The sequence below is a fragment of the Paramuribaculum intestinale genome (genome assembly GCF_030759015.1).
In the GTDB taxonomy this organism is placed as follows: domain Bacteria; phylum Bacteroidota; class Bacteroidia; order Bacteroidales; family Muribaculaceae; genus Paramuribaculum; species Paramuribaculum intestinale.
Genome location: NZ_CP098825.1, coordinates 1,514,647 through 1,534,563 on the forward strand (window position 1 = coordinate 1,514,647; position 19,917 = coordinate 1,534,563).

The 19,917-nt window shown below is 49.1% G+C and carries 11 protein-coding genes, 2 tRNA genes and 3 rRNA genes; 5 read left to right on the forward strand and 11 right to left on the reverse strand.

Annotated elements, in window-relative coordinates; genetic code table 11:
- Window positions 1-4 precede the first annotated feature (4 nt).
- The 5 genes from NF347_RS06770 to fic all read left to right on the forward strand — a co-directional run bounded on the left by NF347_RS06770 (window position 5) and on the right by fic (window position 4,801).
- Window positions 5-1,165, forward strand: coding sequence for a GIY-YIG nuclease family protein (locus NF347_RS06770; RefSeq protein ID WP_107036869.1), 1,161 nt, complete (start codon window positions 5-7; stop codon window positions 1,163-1,165).
- Window positions 1,166-1,356: 191 nt separating this feature from the next.
- Window positions 1,357-1,860, forward strand: coding sequence for a hypothetical protein (locus NF347_RS06775; protein ID WP_133166451.1), 504 nt, complete (start codon window positions 1,357-1,359; stop codon window positions 1,858-1,860).
- Window positions 1,853-2,779: a hypothetical protein gene (locus NF347_RS06780; protein WP_107036871.1), complete on the forward strand. Its 927-nt coding sequence runs from the start codon at window positions 1,853-1,855 to the stop codon at window positions 2,777-2,779. Before NF347_RS06775 ends, NF347_RS06780 begins: the two co-directional genes overlap by 8 nt.
- The gene (locus NF347_RS06785) at window positions 2,763-3,857 is read left to right on the forward strand and encodes a hypothetical protein (RefSeq protein WP_161953438.1); all 1,095 of its coding nucleotides are present in this window, start codon (window positions 2,763-2,765) and stop codon (window positions 3,855-3,857) included. Before NF347_RS06780 ends, NF347_RS06785 begins: the two co-directional genes overlap by 17 nt.
- Before the next feature lie 71 nt (window positions 3,858-3,928).
- Window positions 3,929-4,801, forward strand: coding sequence for a protein adenylyltransferase Fic (gene fic / locus NF347_RS06790; protein WP_107036873.1), 873 nt, complete (start codon window positions 3,929-3,931; stop codon window positions 4,799-4,801).
- 141 nt (window positions 4,802-4,942) lie between these two features.
- On the opposite strand, the gene NF347_RS06795 is transcribed toward fic, so the two are convergent.
- The 11 genes from NF347_RS06795 to rsxC form a co-directional block, all read right to left on the reverse strand.
- Window positions 4,943-5,023 (reverse strand) — tRNA-Leu (locus NF347_RS06795).
- 1,050 nt (window positions 5,024-6,073) lie between these two features.
- Window positions 6,074-9,193 (reverse strand): InlB B-repeat-containing protein, encoded by a 3,120-nt coding sequence (locus tag NF347_RS06800; RefSeq protein ID WP_161553860.1) that lies wholly within the window; start codon window positions 9,191-9,193, stop codon window positions 6,074-6,076.
- An 893-nt stretch (window positions 9,194-10,086) separates the two neighbouring features.
- Window positions 10,087-10,195: ribosomal RNA gene (gene rrf, locus NF347_RS06805) — 5S ribosomal RNA — on the reverse strand.
- Between the two features lie 178 nt (window positions 10,196-10,373).
- A 23S ribosomal RNA gene (locus NF347_RS06810) occupies window positions 10,374-13,276 on the reverse strand.
- A gap of 194 nt (window positions 13,277-13,470) precedes the next feature.
- A tRNA-Ile gene (locus tag NF347_RS06815) sits at window positions 13,471-13,544 on the reverse strand.
- 231 nt (window positions 13,545-13,775) lie between these two features.
- Window positions 13,776-15,312: ribosomal RNA gene (locus NF347_RS06820) — 16S ribosomal RNA — on the reverse strand.
- Together the 16S, 23S and 5S rRNA genes with 1 tRNA gene alongside form the textbook arrangement of a ribosomal RNA operon.
- A gap of 529 nt (window positions 15,313-15,841) precedes the next feature.
- Window positions 15,842-16,420 carry an electron transport complex protein RnfA gene (locus NF347_RS06825; protein ID WP_107035184.1) on the reverse strand — a complete coding sequence of 193 codons (579 nt, stop codon included), beginning with the start codon at window positions 16,418-16,420 and terminating at the stop codon, window positions 15,842-15,844.
- Complete coding sequence (locus NF347_RS06830) at window positions 16,414-17,001, reverse strand: RnfABCDGE type electron transport complex subunit E (RefSeq protein WP_107035185.1); 588 nt, start codon at window positions 16,999-17,001, stop codon at window positions 16,414-16,416. The genes NF347_RS06825 and NF347_RS06830 overlap by 7 nt, the downstream gene beginning before the upstream one ends.
- Complete coding sequence (locus NF347_RS06835; protein WP_107035186.1) at window positions 16,976-17,572, reverse strand: RnfABCDGE type electron transport complex subunit G; 597 nt, start codon at window positions 17,570-17,572, stop codon at window positions 16,976-16,978. Before NF347_RS06835 ends, NF347_RS06830 begins: the two co-directional genes overlap by 26 nt.
- Window positions 17,569-18,522, reverse strand: coding sequence for an RnfABCDGE type electron transport complex subunit D (locus tag NF347_RS06840; protein ID WP_107035187.1), 954 nt, complete (start codon window positions 18,520-18,522; stop codon window positions 17,569-17,571). The genes NF347_RS06835 and NF347_RS06840 overlap by 4 nt, the downstream gene beginning before the upstream one ends.
- A complete protein-coding gene (gene rsxC, locus NF347_RS06845; protein ID WP_107035188.1) occupies window positions 18,519-19,889 on the reverse strand; it encodes an electron transport complex subunit RsxC in 1,371 nt (456 codons plus the stop codon). Before rsxC ends, NF347_RS06840 begins: the two co-directional genes overlap by 4 nt.
- Between the last annotated feature and the right edge of the window lie 28 nt (window positions 19,890-19,917).

Consider the following 19,917-nt stretch of genomic DNA (forward strand, 5'->3'; position numbering starts at 1 on the left):
CAATATGACAAGAGATGAGATTCTAACTGCTTTGAAAGAGACCGATAAATTCGGCCTCCTTGCTCGTCGTGAAGTAAAAAAGCCAACGGCATCTCAGCTACCTCTTGTCAATGCGTTTGAAGAGATTGTAGATTTCTTTGAATCCAATGGACGTCTGCCAGAGTGTAGGAAAGATAATATTCAGGAATTTCAGCTGTATCATAGATACAAATCAATATGTAGAGACTCTCAAAAACTCCAATTTTTGAGAGATTATGATTTAAACAATATTCTTGTAGATGAGACCAATGAGATAGACCCCATTGAGCGTTTGAAATCTGAGGATGTTCATGGATTATTAGCTGCTGAACCGCTAGAAATATTTAAAATGAAACATGTGTCAGAACGTATTGCAGCGGAATATATTTCTCGACGCAAGTTCTGTCATAACTTTAGTAAATACCAAAAACAGTTTGAGCAAATTGCCTCTGATCTTCAAACAAAACGGAGGAAGCTGATTAACTACTCTCCTGAAGCCTTGAACCCTGGTAGGTTCTATGTCTTGAATGGAATTATACTTTATTTGGAATCTGTTGATGGAGAATCCTCTGAATACGATTATAGGAGTGGCACTCGAACTCGTTTTGACGGGCGAACATCAATTGTTTTTGATAATGGAACTATGTCTGATATGCTATATCGCTCATTAGACAAGGCTTTACAAAAGGATGGATTTTCCATTTCAGAACCCATTGAATTGTCTTCAATTCAAGAAATATCAGAAGAAGACAACCATAATGGCTATATCTATATTCTGAGAACAAAAAATAATAGGCTCTCAAAATATAAGAATCTGTACAAGATTGGATGCACCACCTCTGCTGTGAGTGATCGCATTAAAAACGCACATAAGGAAGCAACCTATCTATTTTCAGAGGTTGAAATAGTTAAAGCCCTGAGATGCTATAACATAATTCCAGATGAGTTAGAAGATAAAATTCATAAATTCTTTAACGAGCAACGATTGAGTATAGAAATATACGACAAGGATAATAATTTATTCCGACCAAGAGAATGGTTTGTGGTGGCATTAGATGCCATTGAAGAAGCCGTAAGTATAATATTGCGAAATGAACAAGATATTTACTACTACAATCAAACCATTCAGCAAATAGTGAAAAAATAATCATTATGAATAAATTCTCACTTACTGTTAATTATATAAGTTCAACCTCACATCTTACATGCAAGAACTTATTCGATAGATTTTTAGAAAAAAAATACTCGGATTGTACGGGGTGGGGGTACTCAAATGTGTCATTGGACGAGTCTCTTATCATGGGGACTCTCCTTAAATCCGTGATACGATATTACCAAGTGTGGAATCCGGAAACTTCTGTATTAGAGAAGAAATCTTATACTCAAGTTAAAGAAATAAACTTTAGAATTGATTTATTGCACTCTTCATTCATTGTAGAAGGGGGAGTGAAAGATATGAACACAGTAAAACAGTCTTTAAGACAGATTGCATATAATGAATTTACATATGCGCCATTAGATACGACACTCTATAGTCTTCTTGTAAAGTTTTCATTTGATGCAATCCTTGAATCAATTGAAGAAGTTGTTTTAACTGACTATCGCACAGAAAAATTGTTTGTAGGGAATTATAGTGCTAAATTGGTTGATCCTTTTGTCAAAATTGACTCATTAGCAAATTATGAAAAACTCATTGGACGGTTTAAAGCCGTATTGAGTCTTTCTGGAAGAAGGGTTGTAATCATAGCAAATACAAAGTCTAATTTCATAGTAATAGGCTCTGAGAATGACAGATTAGAATTAATGGAGTATTTAACTAATAAACTTTTGTCTAATGGCTGAATCACAAGGCGTAATGGGCGATATGTGGAATGATAACGCAGTCGCACTTTTGGAATATCTAAATTGGGATCACATTGGAGATACGAATATGGATCTTCCTGGGAGTGACCAAAATGAATATGGCGTTGATGCTTTGACAGTATATTCGTCTCCACTTCTTGATGTCCTCCAGAGTTGCGTTGTTGAATCGAAGAGATACAGTACTAAAAGTATCTCTCAATCACTCATCCAGAAATGGATTGACAGATTACGCCTTAAGATTGACTCGTTTGCAAATTCTCAAGCACTTCTTGACAAATTTGGTGCTCTGAATGAGGCGTGCCAAATAAACCTGGGTGTTATTATGTGTTGGGTTCATGATGCTCTCAACGAAGACTACTTTAACACGACATTCAATAGTTTTATAAAAAAATCCATAATTAATACTCAAGTTTCAAAATCTGGCTATAAAAGAATCTTTGTATTAACAAACCCACGTATAATTCGGTTATGCTCTATGTTACAAAAGATTCGATCAAATGAGTATGAGTATAAGTTTATTTATCCGGCACAAATACTGGGAGGGAAACCGCTATTGAAATCAAAAACTCTGACTATAGAATATGCAACCTCAGATTTTATATTTGCTGAAAGAATTAAGAGGGGGGAACCCCGCCTTGTTGTATTCTATTTTGGAAATCTTTCATCGAAAGGATTTACAAATTTATATGATGCTTTGATTTTTTACAATTTGGTAGAGCAAGACCAAAAAGTAATAGTCTATTTCTATGGTTCAGAGGTCGAAAATCGTGAGAATTTAGCAGAAGGGAAACGAATTTTCAAGAATAAAAATCTCGATGTTGCATTTAAGCCACTGCCAATTTTGAGCATATCGACCGAACCATCCATTTTATCTAAAAACAGTGATCAAGATGACTAAGCAACCTCTAACTTACCCATCTCCTCAGGACTTGGAATTTATTCTTTGCACATGTGTAAGGAAATGTGATCTATTGACCTTTCTTAGAAACCGGTCTGTATTTCTATTCAACGCTTCCATTGAAGATGCCGCTAAGGAAGTTGCGCGATATCTATATAGTGCTGATTCTCTCGAAGAATTAAGGGCACTGGCATATAGGTCTTCTAATAACAAAATACTTAGTGGTTTTCATTTGTTTAGTGATAAGGAATTTGCACTTGACAACATCTATAATGATATTAGAAACAAGGGACTTTTGACATCTAAAGGTTACAGACTAAACACAATCGCCAAAGTAACTGAATCGGATAAAATCTATTTTGAAGGAACACTGTCTTATCTTAAACAGTCTGCTGGTAGAATAAACTTTATAAGAACAGAAGAACGAGATGTAGCTTTTAAAATGTATCAAATTTCTGATACTGAGTGGCAAGTAGAGGTTGATGGTGCTAAATCCAGTGATGGTAAAACTGTTATGAGTATGTTGGGAGATGTTGCAAAGAAACGCGGAATTGAAACCAAGTCACTGCGTATAGACAGATTGACAAATGGAGATACAATATCTTTTTTTGATAAACTCGCAAAAGAGGGTCTCCCAAACACGTGGGAAATTGTAGACATTGGACGAATTAACATAAAACGCGAACCAGGGACAAAAGTTGATGATTTCGGTGACGATGAACAAGAAGTTGAACAAGAGCAGTTGTCTGGAATAACAAATGCCATATTAGAAGGCAAGAACTTACGTGAACATCAGTTTGTGAGAAATGCAGAAGAATCTGGTTATGCATTTACTTCAATGACCTATCTATTTCATAATCATCAAACAGATGAGAAAATTAGAATAAGAGCTGAATTTAAGGGCAGCCCCAAAATTTTCGAGGTTGCATTGGAAGCCTATTTTATAGGCATCGAAGGTAATTCGGATGATGAAAATCAGCTTAGTATACTGGATGATAAGAAAAACCTTAATATCAGGTCTATATTTTGGAATAACGCATGTAGTATTTTTTATGATGTATGCACCAACGTTAACTAATGTTGACTAAGTCTATAACAATCCATTGCTAATCGCATGATTCTATCCTTTATACGTTTTAGATTTAAGTTATGAGAAAGAAGTCGATTCGTTTTTTCAATGACCGCGAGGTGAGGGCGGTCTGGGATGACGAGAACAACTGCTGGTGGTTTTCGGCTACTGACGTGGTGCGCGCTATCAATGATGAGCCGGACTATACGAAGGCCGGTAACTATTGGCGTTGGCTTAAACGCAAGCTGGGGCAAGAGGGCGTTCAACTCGTGAGTCCCACTCACGGGTTCAAATTCGAGGCCCCAGATGGCAAACAGCGCAAGGCCGATGTGCTCAACAGCGAGGGGGTTATTATACTTGCCAAGCATTATCCCAACAATCGTGCAGCTAAGTTTCTTGATTGGTTTACGTATAGCGACAATACTATCGACGGGCAGAGCCGCAAGAAGGCGTATACTCTGTTTGAAAGCGGATTGCTGAACTCTCTGGAGCCGGGCAGCATGAAATGCCTACAACAGATTCATGCCTACCTCTTCGGCGGTCTCTATGAGTTTGCCGGACAGATAAGAACCAAGAACATATCAAAGGGCGGTTTTACTTTTGCCAACTGTCTACATTTCCCGACCATCATTCCTACTATTGAACGTATGCCGGAAACGACGGTAGACGAAATCGCCGACAAGTATGTAGAGATGAACGTCGTGCATCCGTTTATGGAAGGGAACGGGCGTAGCACTCGCATCTGGCTTGACCTGATGCTCCGTCGCTCGCTTAAACGCTGCGTTGACTGGAGCCGGATTGACAAGAATGAATATCTGACCGCGATGAGAGAAAGCGTTATTGACTCAACCCATATCAAAGCCTTGCTGAAAGGTGCGCTGACCGACAAAATCAACGACCGCGAAATGTTTATGAAAGGCATCGACTACTCATATTACTACGAGGAAGAGTAGGCTTACTCTCTAATACCGCCTATGCGTATCGGCGTGCAAAAGTTACGCGGATTATTTGAATTTTGCCTGTAATTTGCCTGTAGAAAATATAAGAAAGCGACTTAACAAAGTGATAAACACTAAGTTAAGTCGCTTTTGCTGTGCCCAGAACAGGACTCGAACCTGCACGCCTCGCAGCACTCGCACCTGAAACGAGCGCGTCTACCATTCCGCCACCTGGGCAATAATTTATTACTTTTACACCCCCTCTGGGGTTTTGCGTTGCAAAGTTAGATTTTTTTTTCGAACTGTGCAAATTTTTCTGATGCAACATATCATGTTTTTTTACCGACACTCCATAAAATCATAAACAAAAGCATCCATAATACGCATAAACACACCAACAACCCACAATAAATCACGCCATTACGAAACACCCGCTGATATGTTTTAACATCACAGTCTGAAATAAGAAACTTGCATGGCTCACTCTATTTGAAATCTACGCGCTTTATTTGAGCTCTCTGCTCTCTATTTGAAGTATCCACAATCTATCTGACATCTCTGCGTTCACCGAAATGCCATCCAACTCGCATGCAATATGAACAACATACGTCCGACAAAAAGATCATACACCGATCTGAAGTTTAGAGGTATTGCAAACTCCATCAGATCGCAGATTAAAGCAATCTCAGTTTAGTCCCTATACCCTGTTAAATATTATGTCTTACAGACTCGCGACTCATACAGATTGTCATCAGCTGTCAAGATCTACGATATAACGGAAAAAGCGGGACCGACTCCAGTTGAAGAAGTCAGTAAGATCCACTGCGTGGACTACAATCATACCCGAATGCGTCAGCCTGACGTGCTGCGGAAGCACTCGGTAAAAAACGACAGTCCCGTATAATGGCAAGCATACTGCTTCAGCGGCTCTATACATGAATCTGTTTGATCATAAGGATTATCACACGATGGCTTTTACACTGAGAAACCGACCATCGAAAATCTGCCGTCCATAGCTGTACTTTAGTTCAACCGTAGAGTTCAACCGGCTATTTCACCAACTGAATGGAGCACGGTACGTCGCGCCATAAAACACATCGTGCGCACCGTCCACCCGACTGAAACCACAGATCTCTGCTGAATTAATCAACAATCAACATAAAGACGATGGCCATGTGTCAGGCACCACAATCTGACACATGGCCATGTTTTTATTCCGATAGCGAAAACGATGCCGGAAAGTCCAGTGGACTACAACACACTCGTTTTCGACACATTACACACCTGTCAACGCGCCACAATCTTGCTCACCGCTCCGTCGCGGCTGCGGTAAATATACACGCTGCCTGGTCTTAAAGCACTGCGTCCGACACGACGGCCATTGAGATCAAACCATTCTCCGTCGCCGCCTCCGGTCTCATCGCCGGCTACGACTGTAAGCGACGTCGGTATCTGCTCGAACTCACAACCGAGCGCCATATCACCCGTGACTACGATCGTTCCGTAGCCTGCCGACATATCCAGCGTCCGCCCGTCGACAGTTATCTCCTTCAGCCGATAACCTTCAGCCGCCGATGCAAATACATACAGCGTCGAGCCAAAGTCGTGATATATCTCTGATGCCACCGGATCGCCGGTGCCGAGGCCATCGGCACCCACCGACCGATACACCGTGAGATTCCCGTGAAGATGACGCCCGATCAGCAGACGGTGACGGTCGATGGCAAACACCGCCGCTATATCGGTCGGGCTTCGCACCGAAAGGACGAATCCCGAGGGGTCATCAAGATAGCGGCTCAGCATCTCCTGACCGTTGACCGTTAAGGATTCAATATGATGATGGTCTGCCGACGACAGCACTACGCCAATCTTCGCACCGTCGGCAACCACAGTCCCCGATTCAAACGAAATGTCCGACATGGTGCATGTCATCGTCCCCTGCCCTATAGAACCAAACACCACCGGATAATCCGAAGCAAAATAAGCCACACACTCCATATCCGCATCGCCCGACAGTTCTATCTCCGGCTCATTCCATACCTCGCCGTTGACAGTCCACTCGACAAAGCGGTCATACTCCGATGCTGCAACGGCTCTTATACGCACCACTGCCCTGCTCGTGACCGACTGGACACCGACAGACTCACCTACGATCTCCGCCCTACCCTTTGTCGGATCAGCCGAACGCACACTCACTGTGCGCTCGGCCTTGATTGCGTGATCAAACACCGCGACAAGCGACAGATCCCCCTGGCCGGGCCATTCAAAACGGCTGCCATCCCCAGGGCCTGAAGTACCTCCCTCGTATATCCACCCCACGAAGGTAAATCCGGCTGACGCATCGGCATAGAACGCGTGCGACTCGCCATAGCGTGCCTCTACAGCAGTCACGCCGTCGCTGTCTATCCATACCTTGCCGCCGCTGCAGCCCTCCGGACTGCGGGAGGCCACACGCAAATGATACACACCCGCGGCATCAGACACAAAGACGCTCAGCAGTTCTGTCGGCCCCGTTACAGTCACACAGTAGGTGCCGTCCGGTTCCTGTCCAACCGGCACGCCGTTGACTTTTAGCTGTGACGGCAGATACATCCTGTCAGCCGTTAACGTCACAGTTAGTCGTGTGCCCTCCTCCACCATCTCTCCGTCGGCTACCTCCATGCCATCGGCTGTTGTCACCGTCATCGAACCGTTGCCGCCGTTGCGCAATGTCAGCTTATGACGCTCTTTCTGCGGATCATCAGGATCAACCGGAGGCACAGGATCAATACCGGCGACACTGAACACGGCCGTAAGTGTCGTATTGCCCCACACCTGATACTCCATTGAGGCTTCAGCCCCCACCGATATCCCACCGGCATTCCACCCCTCAAACACATAACCATCTGCAGCAACAGCATTTATCATCATCCGATCTCCGACCTCACAGCTACGCTGCACAGCCGTTTCATCATCCGCTATCCATACTTTTCCGCCCGACGTCGGACTTGCTGTCAGATTCACAAGCACACGGTTGTCATCCGGCATATCTGTGGCCGGCTGCATCGTCAGCACATGAAAGCCAAGCTCACCCGCCACCTCATGGACAAAACCTGTCAGATCCATCGGCCGCGTCCAATTTGCATCCCTCTTCATCTCAGTTGTGATCTCAAGCGAGTTGTTTTCCTGCGAAAGTCTGATCAGCTGCTCGTCGTCGGGATACTGTCCGATATTGCGACACACCGGATTGACCATTCCCAGGTAGACATTGACACCTCGCAGCCGCAGCATACGGTTATTTGACGACTTGCGGTCGGCATACAAATCGGCAAATGCCACATCCGACACCGGAGCTTCACGCTTTGACCCCGATACTGTCACCGGAGCTCCCATAAGCACTATCTTAGGCGAAACGGCGGTAGAACTCACCTCATAACGTCCTGTCACATCCGACAAGACAGCACCCTCCTCCGGCTTCCAGTCACCTGTATAAGCCGGATGATTTGACAACAGCAACAGTCGATCGCCATCGGTCACCACCGCATCTCGACTATTGCCTACCACAGCCACTACCGTCAGAGGCATGCCTATACTGACAAGTGAATTGACAGCCGCAGAGCCGTCAAGCAGCCCCGCCAGACTCTCCTGCGGCAGCACTGCTTCACAGATATCAGCACTGACCGAAATATCACTCTCTACTGCAAACGAGGCGCTACTATCGGCAGTCATAGCCATGCCATCTACCATAATCGACTGCACCACATAGTTCGAAGCCGGACGAACAGTCACCGTCACATACTTTCCATCATCTACCGTGCCACCCGAAACGACTGTCTGCCCATCACACACCACTTCTATCTCACCATGCGAAGGCTTCTCGTATGTCACTGTCCAGATCTTTACAAACCGTGCGGTCAATGATGTCGACGACTCCACCGCAAAAGTATAATCGGCCTCACCCGACATCTTCTTCTCACCATCATACCAGCCTTCAAAACGCGCTCCCTGACGCGCTACAGCCCTGACCGTAACCGATGTGCCGACCACGACTCTGCCAGAGGATACGTTCACTTCACCCATCTCGGCATCACTTGACGACACCGTCACATCACACTCCATGACAGCTACATTCTCTTTGGCAAATACCGCCACATATCCTATGTCGCATAGCACCGGATCAGTAGTATACTGCTCTTCGGTCGACACCTCTTTCCCGTTGAGAGTCCATCTGACAAACTCATATCCTTCTGCCGGCGTTGCAGTCAGCTTCACCACATCACCATCCGACACCACACTCTCCCCTTCATCACCCTCTACCTTCACACTCCCCGCGCCATCAATATTGACATATCCATCTACCGACCAACTTATCGGTGCGGACTTCACCTCTGAATCCTTGTCTATATATGCATATATGTCTGAACCCATACTTTCCAACATACCGACAAACAGATAGCTGTAGTTTTCTATGCATGACGTAGCTCCAAAGATTGTAACTTTACCAGATTCCTTAATTACTGCTTTTTGTGACTGTATACTCTTAATCGTCCCCTTGAATCTTATCAGCCTGTTTGCATACTCCAGACTGACCTTTGAAGCCTCCACCTCCTCCGGAATCATATAGAAACGTTCAGCATCCGACAATGCGCGTCCGGAAAAAATACTTCCACAAGTCGATGTACATTTTAAGTAAGGAATATCCGACGCATGCTGAACTTCACATACCAAATTGGTTAACTCATTGGTAACACCGTCAAAAAAGCTCTTATAACCTTCTTTTTGCAAAGACGACACAACACTAAGCCTTACACAAAAATCATCCTTGCCATCTGTAACATACAAATTATCATAAAACTTACCGACTCTGTAAAGCCTGTCAATTTTCACCACCGTACCTGAACTAAGATCTCTGATCTCGCTTAACAAGCCAACACTCAGAGGCGAATCCTTAGTCTGCGCCACTGCCACCACGCTCCACACGATCGCTGCCACAACAGCCATAATGCTACGCATTAAATTGTTCTTCATCTGATTTAAGGTGTTATATTACTATATCAATCATGCATTTACCTCGCACAATCACCGTGATGACTGCCGAGCAACACGTTTGACAAATGTATAAAAAAAACGACTACAATCCCTTCCCATACACTATGTTCTACAACATATTCCATCAAATCTCCTCAATTTTTCCTCCTCCCGACTGCTCCGATCACCTCCGATCCCGTCCGGCTTTCCGATTGCACCGGTCAATACGATCCTATGATAAAAAACAAAGCTGCCTCCATGGTCGCAGTGACCATGGAGGCAGCTTGTCAAAAAGGGGGCGGTTACCTACTTTCCCGCTTTCGCAGTATCATCGGCGTAGTGAGGTTTAACTTCTCTGTTCGGAATGGGAAGAGGTGGAACCCTCACGCTAACACCACCTGAATATCGTTAACTGGAAGCGATCGCAACTGACTCCGGAAAGGGAGTGAGTCATCCGGTATTCGCTGCTGTGACCTTTATAGCGCCTGCGCTCAAGGCGGAGAGCTTCAGGCCGGGTCTGCGGCAGCTGCGGATTTGTTTCTTTCTCCTCCGCCACTCTCACTAGAAGAGAGGCGGAGGCTGCGGAAAGGGTTCGGGTGATTAGTATCGCTCGGCTGTGGACGTCACCGTCCCTGCACCTGCGACCTATCGACGTCATCGTCTCTGACGACCCTTGTGTGGAAATCTTATCTTGAGGGGGGCTTCGTGCTTAGATGCTTTCAGCACTTATCCTTGCCAGACGCGGCTACCCGGCGGTGCTCCTGGCGGAACAACCGGCACACCGGAGGTCTGTCCAACACGGTCCTCTCGTACTAGTGTCGGGTCCTCGCAAATTTCCTGCGCCCACAACAGATAGGGACCGAACTGTCTCACGACGTTCTGAACCCAGCTCGCGTGCCACTTTAATAGGCGAACAGCCTAACCCTTGGGACCTTCTCCAGCCCCGGGATGTGACGAGCCGACATCGAGGTGCCAAACCACTCCGTCGATATGAGCTCTTGGGAGGGATCAGCCTGTTATCCCCGGAGTACCTTTTATCCTTTGAGCGATGGCCCTTCCATACGGAACCACCGGATCACTATGCTCTAGTTTCCTACCTGATCGACTTGTCGGTCTCCCAGTCAAGCGCGCTTGTGCCATTACACTCTGCGGCCGGTTACCAATCGGCCTGAGCGCACCTTTAGAAGCCTCCGTTACGCTTTTGGAGGCGACCACCCCAGTCAAACTACCCACCAAGCAATGTCCTCGCATCGCGAGTTAGAAACCAAATGCGCAAAGGTCAGTATTTCAACAACGGCTCCACGATGACTGGCGTCACCGTCTCACAGCCTCCTGACTATCCTACACATCGCGCACCCGGTCCCAATGCTAAGCTGCAGTAAAGGTTCACGGGGTCTTTCCGTCCCGTTGCGGGTAATCGGCATCTTCACCGATACTACAATTTCACCGAGCTCACGGTTGAGACAGTGTCCAGATCATTACACCATTCGTGCAGGTCGGAACTTACCCGACAAGGAATTTCGCTACCTTAGGACCGTTATAGTTACGGCCGCCGTTTACCGGGGCTTCAATTCAAGGCTTCTCTTGCGATGACCTCTCCTCTTAACCTTCCGGCACCGGGCAGGTGTCAGGCTGTATGCTTCATCATTAAACTTCGCACAGCCCTGTGTTTTTGTTAAACAGTTGCCTGGACCTATTCTCTGCGCCCTCCCATACAGGAGGGACCCCTTATCCCGAAGTTACGGGGTCAATTTGCCTAGTTCCTTAACCGTGAATCACTCGAGCGCCTCGGTATCTTCTACCCGACCACCTGTGTCGGTTTGCGGTACGGGCCCTGTTACGATATGCTTAGCGGGTTTTCTTGGGAGTATGTTTCCATCCGCTCTCCGCTCGCCCGGGGGCTCGCGGTACTGTCCCGATTCACAAGTCCTCCGGATTTGCCTGGAGAACATAAAGCTACACGGTTTAACGCACTATTCCGTCAGTGCGCGGGATTTCCACTCCTCCGTCACCACATCGCTCGCAACAGGGGTAACGGAATTTTTACCGTTTGTCCATCGGATCCGCCTTGCGGCTGCTCCTTAGGCCCCGACTTACCCTGATCCGATTAGCGTTGATCAGGAACCCTTGGTCTTTCGGCGGGAGGGTTTCGCGCCCTCCTTATCGTTACTTATACCTACATTTGCTTTTCCGATCCCTCCAGCATGGCTCGCGCCACACCTTCACAGGGCTACGGAATGCTCCCCTACCAACTGTGGGTCCAGCCCACCGTTCCATGGCTTCGGCAGCCGGCTTATGCCCGCGTATTATCCATGCGGGATCACTCGACTAGTGAGCTGTTACGCACTCTTTAAATGAATGGCTGCTTCCAAGCCAACATCCTAGCTGTCCTTGCAATCCCACCTCGTTATGGTCTTCAACTTAGCCCGCATTTGGGGGCCTTAGCCGATGGTCTGAGTTGTTCCTCTCTCGGACGCGGACCTTAGCACCCGCGCCCTCACTCCCGGGATTCATGCCGCGGCATTCGGAGTTTGTCAGGACTTGATAGGCGGTGAAGCCCTCGCATCCTATCAGTCGCTCTACCTCCGCGGTATAACACCCGAGGCTGCACCTAAATGCATTTCGGGGAGTACGAGCTATCTCCAAGTTTGATTGGCCTTTCACTCCTACCCTCAGGTCATCCGAAAGCTTTTCAACGCTTACCGGTTCGGCCCTCCAACGGGTGTTACCCCGTCTTCAGCCTGCCCAAGGGTAGATCACTTGGTTTCGCGTCCACCCGCGCCGACTAACGGCGCCGTGTTCCGACTCGCTTTCGCTTCGGCTCCGGGCATCACTGCCCTTAGCCTCGCCGGCGCGGGTGACTCGTAGGTTCATTATGCAAAAGGCACGCCGTCACCACACGTAGTGGCTCCGACCGCTTGTAGGCACATGATTTCAGGGTCTTTTTCACTCCTCTGTTCGAGGTTCTTTTCACCTTTCCCTCACGGTACTGGTTCGCTATCGGTCTCTCGGTAGTATTTAGCCTTACGGGATGGGCCCCGCAGATTCACACAGGATTTCTCGTGTCCCGCGCTACTCAGGTGCCGCCTCGCCCGGAATCACAGTTTTCGCCTAAGGGGCTGTCACCCGCTATGGCCACGCTTTCCAGCGTGTTCGGCTAACCGTATTCCATCACTTTACCGGCGGTCCTACAACCCCGCCAGACGCGTCGCCACGCCGGCGGTTTGGGCTATTGCGCGTTCGCTCGCCACTACTTGCGCAATCACTATTGTTTTCTCTTCCTCCGGGTACTGAGATGTTTCAGTTCCCCGGGTTCGCTCCGGTCACAGACCGGTGACGCACTCTTCGCGCGCCGGGTTGCCCCATTCGGAGATCTGCGGCTTGATGAGTATTTGCCTCCAACCGCAGCTTATCGCAGCTTGTCACGTCCTTCGTCGCCTCCGAGAGCCAAGGCATCCTTCATGTGCCCTTCTCTCCTTTCCTTTTACTTCGCCTTTTGACTCTACGTCAGATATCCGTCGTTCGTCGTGCTCATAAAAGCACATACGCCCGATGATTTCACTCGTTTCTATTGTCAATTGCTTGCCATCTCTGACTTGCGTCATCAATGACTATCGCTTCCAGTATGTCAATGTTCTCTTTGTTTACTATCCCGAAGCGTCAAGGCTCCGGAATTGTAGTCCCTGGCAGAGTTGAACTGCCGACCTCTACATTATCAGTGTAGCGCTCTAACCAACTGAGCTAAGGGACTGCACTTCAACCCCCGATGCCGGGGATAATGCGTTATAAAAAGCAACAGCCGAAGCAGCCGGCGGAAAAACATCCGCCGAAGAACCGTCGATGACATCATGCATATCGTGAAAGACATCAGAAGTCATCTCTCTGTCGTTCGACCGCCGATTGTCTGCCGGAATCCGGAAAACTCGCGCTTTCAGGCTTCCTGACGGCGTCGTAAGAGGTCATGGCAGGACATGCGCTCCAGAAAGGAGGTGTTCCAGCCGCACCTTCCGGTACGGCTACCTTGTTACGACTTAGCCCCAGTCACCGGTTTTACCCTAGGGCGCTCCTTGCGGTCACGCACTTCAGGCACCCCCGGCTTCCATGGCTTGACGGGCGGTGTGTACAAGGCCCGGGAACGTATTCACCGCGCCGTGGCTGATGCGCGATTACTAGCGAATCCAGCTTCATGGAGTCGGGTTGCAGACTCCAATCCGAACTGAGACAGGTTTTCGGGTTCCGCGCCCCGTCGCCGGGTGGCTTCCCGCTGTACCTGCCATTGTAACACGTGTGTCGCCCCGGACGTAAGGGCCGTGCTGATTTGACGTCATCCCCGCCTTCCTCACTGCTTGCGCAGGCAGTCCCCACAGAGTGCCCGCCATCACGCGATGGCAACTGTAGGTAGGGGTTGCGCTCGTTATGGCACTTAAGCCGACACCTCACGGCACGAGCTGACGACAACCATGCAGCACCTCGCAGGAGACCATTGCTGGCTGCCTCCTTTCAAAAACATCCCTCCTGCGTTTGAGCCCGGGTAAGGTTCCTCGCGTATCATCGAATTAAACCACATGTTCCTCCGCTTGTGCGGGCCCCCGTCAATTCCTTTGAGTTTCACCGTTGCCGGCGTACTCCCCAGGTGGAATGCTTAACGCTTTCGCTGTGTCACCCAGAACTCAATCGCCCCGGACAACTAGCATTCATCGTTTACTGCGTGGACTACCAGGGTATCTAATCCTGTTCGATACCCACGCCTTCGTGCTTCAGCGTCAGTTGGGCGCCGGTACGCTGCCTTCGCAATCGGAGTTCTGCGTGATATCTATGCATTTCACCGCTACACCACGCATTCCGCGTACTTCTCGCCCACTCAAGGCACCCAGTTTCAACGGCTCGACGAGGTTGAGCCCCGCAATTTTACCGCTGACTTAAGCGTCCGCCTACGCACCCTTTAAACCCAATAAATCCGGATAACGCTCGCATCCTCCGTATTACCGCGGCTGCTGGCACGGAGTTAGCCGATGCTTTTTCTCCGGGTACTCTCCAAACCGCACACGTGCGGCACTTTGCTCCCCGGCAAAAGAGGTTTACAACCCATAGGGCCGTCATCCCTCACGCGACTTGGCTGGTTCAGGCTCCCGCCCATTGACCAATATTCCTCACTGCTGCCTCCCGTAGGAGTCTGGTCCGTGTCTCAGTACCAGTGTGGGGGACCTTCCTCTCAGAACCCCTACGCATCGTCGTCTTGGTGGTCCGTTACACCGCCAACTAACTAATGCGACGCATGCCCATCCGCCACCGGAATTAACCTTTGGCACCAACAGGATGTCCCATAGGTGCATTATGCCGTATTAGACGGGATTTCTCCCGATTATCCGGCTGTGGCAGGCAGGTTGCATACGTGTTACTCACCCGTGCGCCGGTCGCCGGCTGGTAAAGGCAAGCCTTCACCACCGCTGCCCCTCGACTTGCATGTGTTAAGCCTGTCGCTAGCGTTCATCCTGAGCCAGGATCAAACTCTCCGCTGTTGTTATCTTTTGTTCTTTTTTTTTCTTGTGCTAAAGCCGCATAGCCTGAACCAATATTAAAAGACCCATCGGACACCGACAGCCATCGGAGCTCATCTTCCTCCCGGCCGACAATCTTGAATCTAAACGCTGGTCGAATTTGACAGAGACTTCATCCGCAGGACGGCTTGCGCCAGGCCTGCGGCCCTTGTTCTCTTGTACTACTTCGTCTATTGCAATTATTTCAATGTGCTCTGGTTTTGAATGCCGCCCTGAACTCGGGCGGAAATGTTTTGCAAAGTTAGAACCAATTTTTCAAACCTGCAAATTTTTAACATTCTTTTTTTACTTCGGCCGCCTTGCGGCATCGCCTCTGTCAGCCTCCGAGACCGTCGCGACCGCTGTCGCTTGGTTTGTTTCTCAAAAGCGAGTGCAAAGGTAGACACTTTTTCAACAACCACCAAATTTTTACAACACTTTTTTCACGAAAAAAGTTGAACAAAAATCCCGAAAACCGCCCCATCAGCTGACTGACAGAACATTATCGCGATTAAAATTTCATTCCTGCAAATCCCATAAAAGCCATAGCAAGCAAGCCCGCACAGATAAGAGCTATCGGGACTCCCCTCATAGGCCCGGGGACATCAACAAGATCCAATTGCCGACGGATACCGGCAAAAAGCACCAATGCCATCATAAAACCAAGTGCAGTAGCAACTGCATGAACCAGACTTTGCAAAAACGGCATACTATGCTGAACCGTGATAAGAGCAACACCAAGCACTGCACAGTTTGTGGTTATCAATGGCAGATACACCCCCAGCGAAGCATACAACACAGGATGAATCTTGCGAAGCACAATCTCCAGCATCTGCACAAGAGCAGCAATGACCAATATAAAAGCTATCGTCTGCATATAATCAAGTCCAAACGGATGAAGAATACAGGTCTGCAAAATCCATGTGACACTCGTCGAAAGCGCCATGACAAAAGTCACAGCCAGCCCCATGCCGACAGCTGACGACATATTGCGCGACACCCCTATAAAAGGACAGATGCCGAGAAACTGTGCAAACACGATATTATTGACAAATATCGCGGTAACTACTATAGATATATATGTCAGCATCTCTTACGTATTCTGTTTAACAACGCTATCATCATGCCAAGAACGATAAAAGCACCCGGAGCGAGAACAAAGACCAAGGGTGCGAAACTGTCGGGGTAAACCATCATACCGAATACAGTTCCCGCACCGAGCAGTTCCCGGAGTCCGCCAAGCATCGTCAGAGCCATGCTGAATCCCAAACCGATACCAAGTCCATCAAGTATGGAATCCACTACATTATTGCGTGAAGCAAAAGCCTCAGCACGGCCAAGGAGAATGCAATTGACCACAATCAGAGGTATGAATATGCCGAGAGCCGCATCGAGCGCCGGCATATAAGCCTTGAGCACCAACTGGAGTATCGTCACAAAAGTGGCTATCACAACAATATATACAGGGATCCGCACCTTGGCAGGAACAATGCTTTTTATCGACGACACAGCACAGTTGGAACATATCAGCACACACATCGTCGCAAGCCCCATGCTCATACCCGTCATGGCGCTTGCCGTCGTGCCGAGAGTCGGACACATTCCGAGAAGCAGCACAAATGTCGGATTTTCATTTATCAATCCGTTAAGAATAATATTCAGCTTGCTCATTTCGATATCGATTAAAGACACTACACGCCCGATTGACAGCTTCGACAAACGCACGCGACGTTATCGTAGCGCCGGTGATCGCATCCACGCTGCCGCCGTCAGCACTGACTTTCAGATTTCCTCCACCCCCACTGCCGACTATAGCCGAACGTCGTGGCTCACCACTGAACCAATCCTCCATTTTGGCTCCCAGTCCAGGAGTCTCCGAATGCTCAATAACGCGAAACCCCGCCACCGCTCCGTCAGGAGTAAAACAGACCAGCACACGTATATCTCCACCAAAGCCATTATGACTGATGCTTTCCACTGCGGCACCCACCAGACTGCCGTCATCCATACAAGGATATATCCTCAGACTATCGCCGTCAACGCATGCCCCTACAGCATCCGTCAACGGATCGTTTGAAAACGAAGGCATCATCTCGCGCAACGACTCCGACAGCCGCCGCGCAGAAGCCTGTGCGATCGGCGTCGCGGTAAGGTCGTGGAAATATCCAAGCAACACTCCTGAGATCAATGCTGCACTCCCAAGCACAGCAATCATGCGCCAAACAGAATCCGGCCGGCTCATACACACCTCCCTTCCGCACATCGGCGTGGCCGCGGCCTCACATACCGGTTGATCAGCGGCGTCGCGCCATTCATGATCAGTATGGCAAACGACACCCCTTCGGGATACACACCCCAACGACGGATCACCACAGTAATAACACCTATCATCACACCATATAAAAGCTGTCCGCGACGGGTCATCGGAGATGTCACATAGTCGGTTGCCATAAACACCGCACCAAGCATCAACCCACCCGACACAATATCAAACAACGGATTTCCGCCCGACAGCCACGACACGACGCCGACCGACAAAATTATCGAAACCGGTATGTGCCACGTCACTATCCTGAACATCATGAGATATACCAGCCCAAGCAATATAGCTATCGCCCCGACCTCGCCAAGTGATCCACCGACATTGCCGACCAACTCGCCGATAACCATTTGATTATCCGGAACAACTCCCTGTTTGACAAGCATAAGCGGAGTCGGAGCTGTCACAGCATCAGCCCACGACAGACACCCATCTCCGACCACAGGCCATGACGTCATCAGCGCCGGGAACGACAGCAATAAAAACACCCGCCCGACCAATGCCGGATTGAAAATATTACATCCCAGGCCACCGAAAGCCATCTTGCCAACACCGATCGCAAACAACGAACCGATCACAACCGCCCACAGCGGAATACCCGACGGAAGATTCATACCAAGCAGCAGACCCGTGACAAGCGGCGCCCAGCCAAAGAAAGCCACACGGCGACCCATCACAAACCTCGCTATCAGCCATTCCGACGCCAGACACGACAAAGCTGCCACTGCGACAACTGCTGCCGCCGATACACCAAACCGCCACACTCCCACCGCCAATGCCGGCAGCAATGCCACAACCACATGACGCATCGCATCCGACGTCGTACGAGGCGACTGTATATGAGGTGACTGTGAAATTACAAGAGTCTTCATTTACGGGATTTTCGTATTAAATATTTTGCCACACGGATCATATCAGTGATTGGCCGCGACGACGGACACACATAACTGCACGAACCACACTCCATACACATCAACGCACCAGCCTCTGCGGCATCATCCACTCGCCCCAGACGTCCGTATGTAGCGATCAGATAGGGTTCCAAAACGTTTGGACACACATCCACACACCGTCCACATCTCACACACGGCTCAACCCGGCGTCTGAATGCATCATTGCCCGACAAAGCCAGCACCGCCGACATGGATTTTGTCACCGGTCCATCGATATATTCTATCACACGCCCCATCATAGGGCCTCCGGCCACAAGCTTGTCAATACGGTCAAGATCAGCTCCGGCCTGCCCCAGCAGCTCAGCCACCGACATACCGATCGGCACCAGATAATTGCCCGGACGACCTATAGCTTCACCGGCCACGGTCACAATCCTGTTCACCAACGGCTCACCAAACGCCATCGCCCGGTACAGAGCACGCGCAGTCGACACATTCTGCACCACAACTCCTACTGTCATCGGCAGACATCCCTGCGCAATATAGCGGCCGGTCACAGCCTGTACGAGCTGACGCTCGCCTCCTTGCGGATATTTAGTCTGCAGCCCGACCACCGACACATCACCATGCGCCGCCGACGCTTCTTGCAGCCTGAATATTGCCTCCGGCTTGTTGAGTTCCACACCGATTATCACCCGTGTAGCACCGACAGCCGACTTTATCAGGCGCGTACCTGCCACAATTTCATCGGGATGCACACGCATCATCGCATCGTCGCAAGTCAACACCGGCTCGCATTCGGCTCCGTTGATCACCACAGTATCTATCGCCAGACCATTACAGCCACCGATCTTGAACGCCGTAGGAAAAGCAGCACCGCCAAGACCGACAATACCGGCATCGGAAGCAGCCTTGACCACATCACCCAGTCCTACCGGACCGACATCCGCCAAAGTCCTGTCGACATCCGCCACCGACTGCCCCGGCTCGACATCAATCGACACCGACTCGACCGGCAATCCTCTGCTATCCCGTTTCTGTCCGATAGCCGATACCCGACCGGAAAAAGGAGTATGCACCGCAGCCGAAACACCATCGGGACCTGCCACAGCCACCGGCTGACCGGCCTCGACCCTGTCACCTTTGCCCACAACAGGGATTGCCCCACGACCGATATGCTGCCCCAAAGGCAAGACTATCGACACTGGGGCATCCACCGCTATTATCCGGCTGCCGGCCGTTGACTTTAGCTGCGGAGGATGGATTCCACCGGGCGAGAATGTGCGACGTTTCATTTCCGAATATGATAATGCTGCGAATATACAAAAATTTATGATTTTATTCATATCTTTGTCAAATCACTAATGAAAATTT

Excerpts from the sequence above, each read along its gene's own strand:
- NF347_RS06770 (WP_107036869.1), top strand. The coding sequence starts at position 5 with ATGACAAGAGATGAGATTCTAACTGCTTTGAAAGAGACCGATAAATTC.
- NF347_RS06780 (WP_107036871.1), top strand. The coding sequence starts at position 1,853 with ATGGCTGAATCACAAGGCGTAATGGGCGATATGTGGAATGATAACGCA.
- fic (WP_107036873.1), top strand. The coding sequence starts at position 3,929 with ATGAGAAAGAAGTCGATTCGTTTTTTCAATGACCGCGAGGTGAGGGCG.
- NF347_RS06800 (WP_161553860.1), bottom strand. The coding sequence starts at position 9,193 with ATGGGTTCAGACATATATGCATATATAGACAAGGATTCAGAGGTGAAG.
- NF347_RS06825 (WP_107035184.1), bottom strand. The coding sequence starts at position 16,420 with ATGCTGACATATATATCTATAGTAGTTACCGCGATATTTGTCAATAAT.
- NF347_RS06830 (WP_107035185.1), bottom strand. The coding sequence starts at position 17,001 with ATGAGCAAGCTGAATATTATTCTTAACGGATTGATAAATGAAAATCCG.
- NF347_RS06835 (WP_107035186.1), bottom strand. The coding sequence starts at position 17,572 with ATGAGCCGGCCGGATTCTGTTTGGCGCATGATTGCTGTGCTTGGGAGT.
- NF347_RS06840 (WP_107035187.1), bottom strand. The coding sequence starts at position 18,522 with ATGAAGACTCTTGTAATTTCACAGTCACCTCATATACAGTCGCCTCGT.
- rsxC (WP_107035188.1), bottom strand. The coding sequence starts at position 19,889 with ATGAATAAAATCATAAATTTTTGTATATTCGCAGCATTATCATATTCG.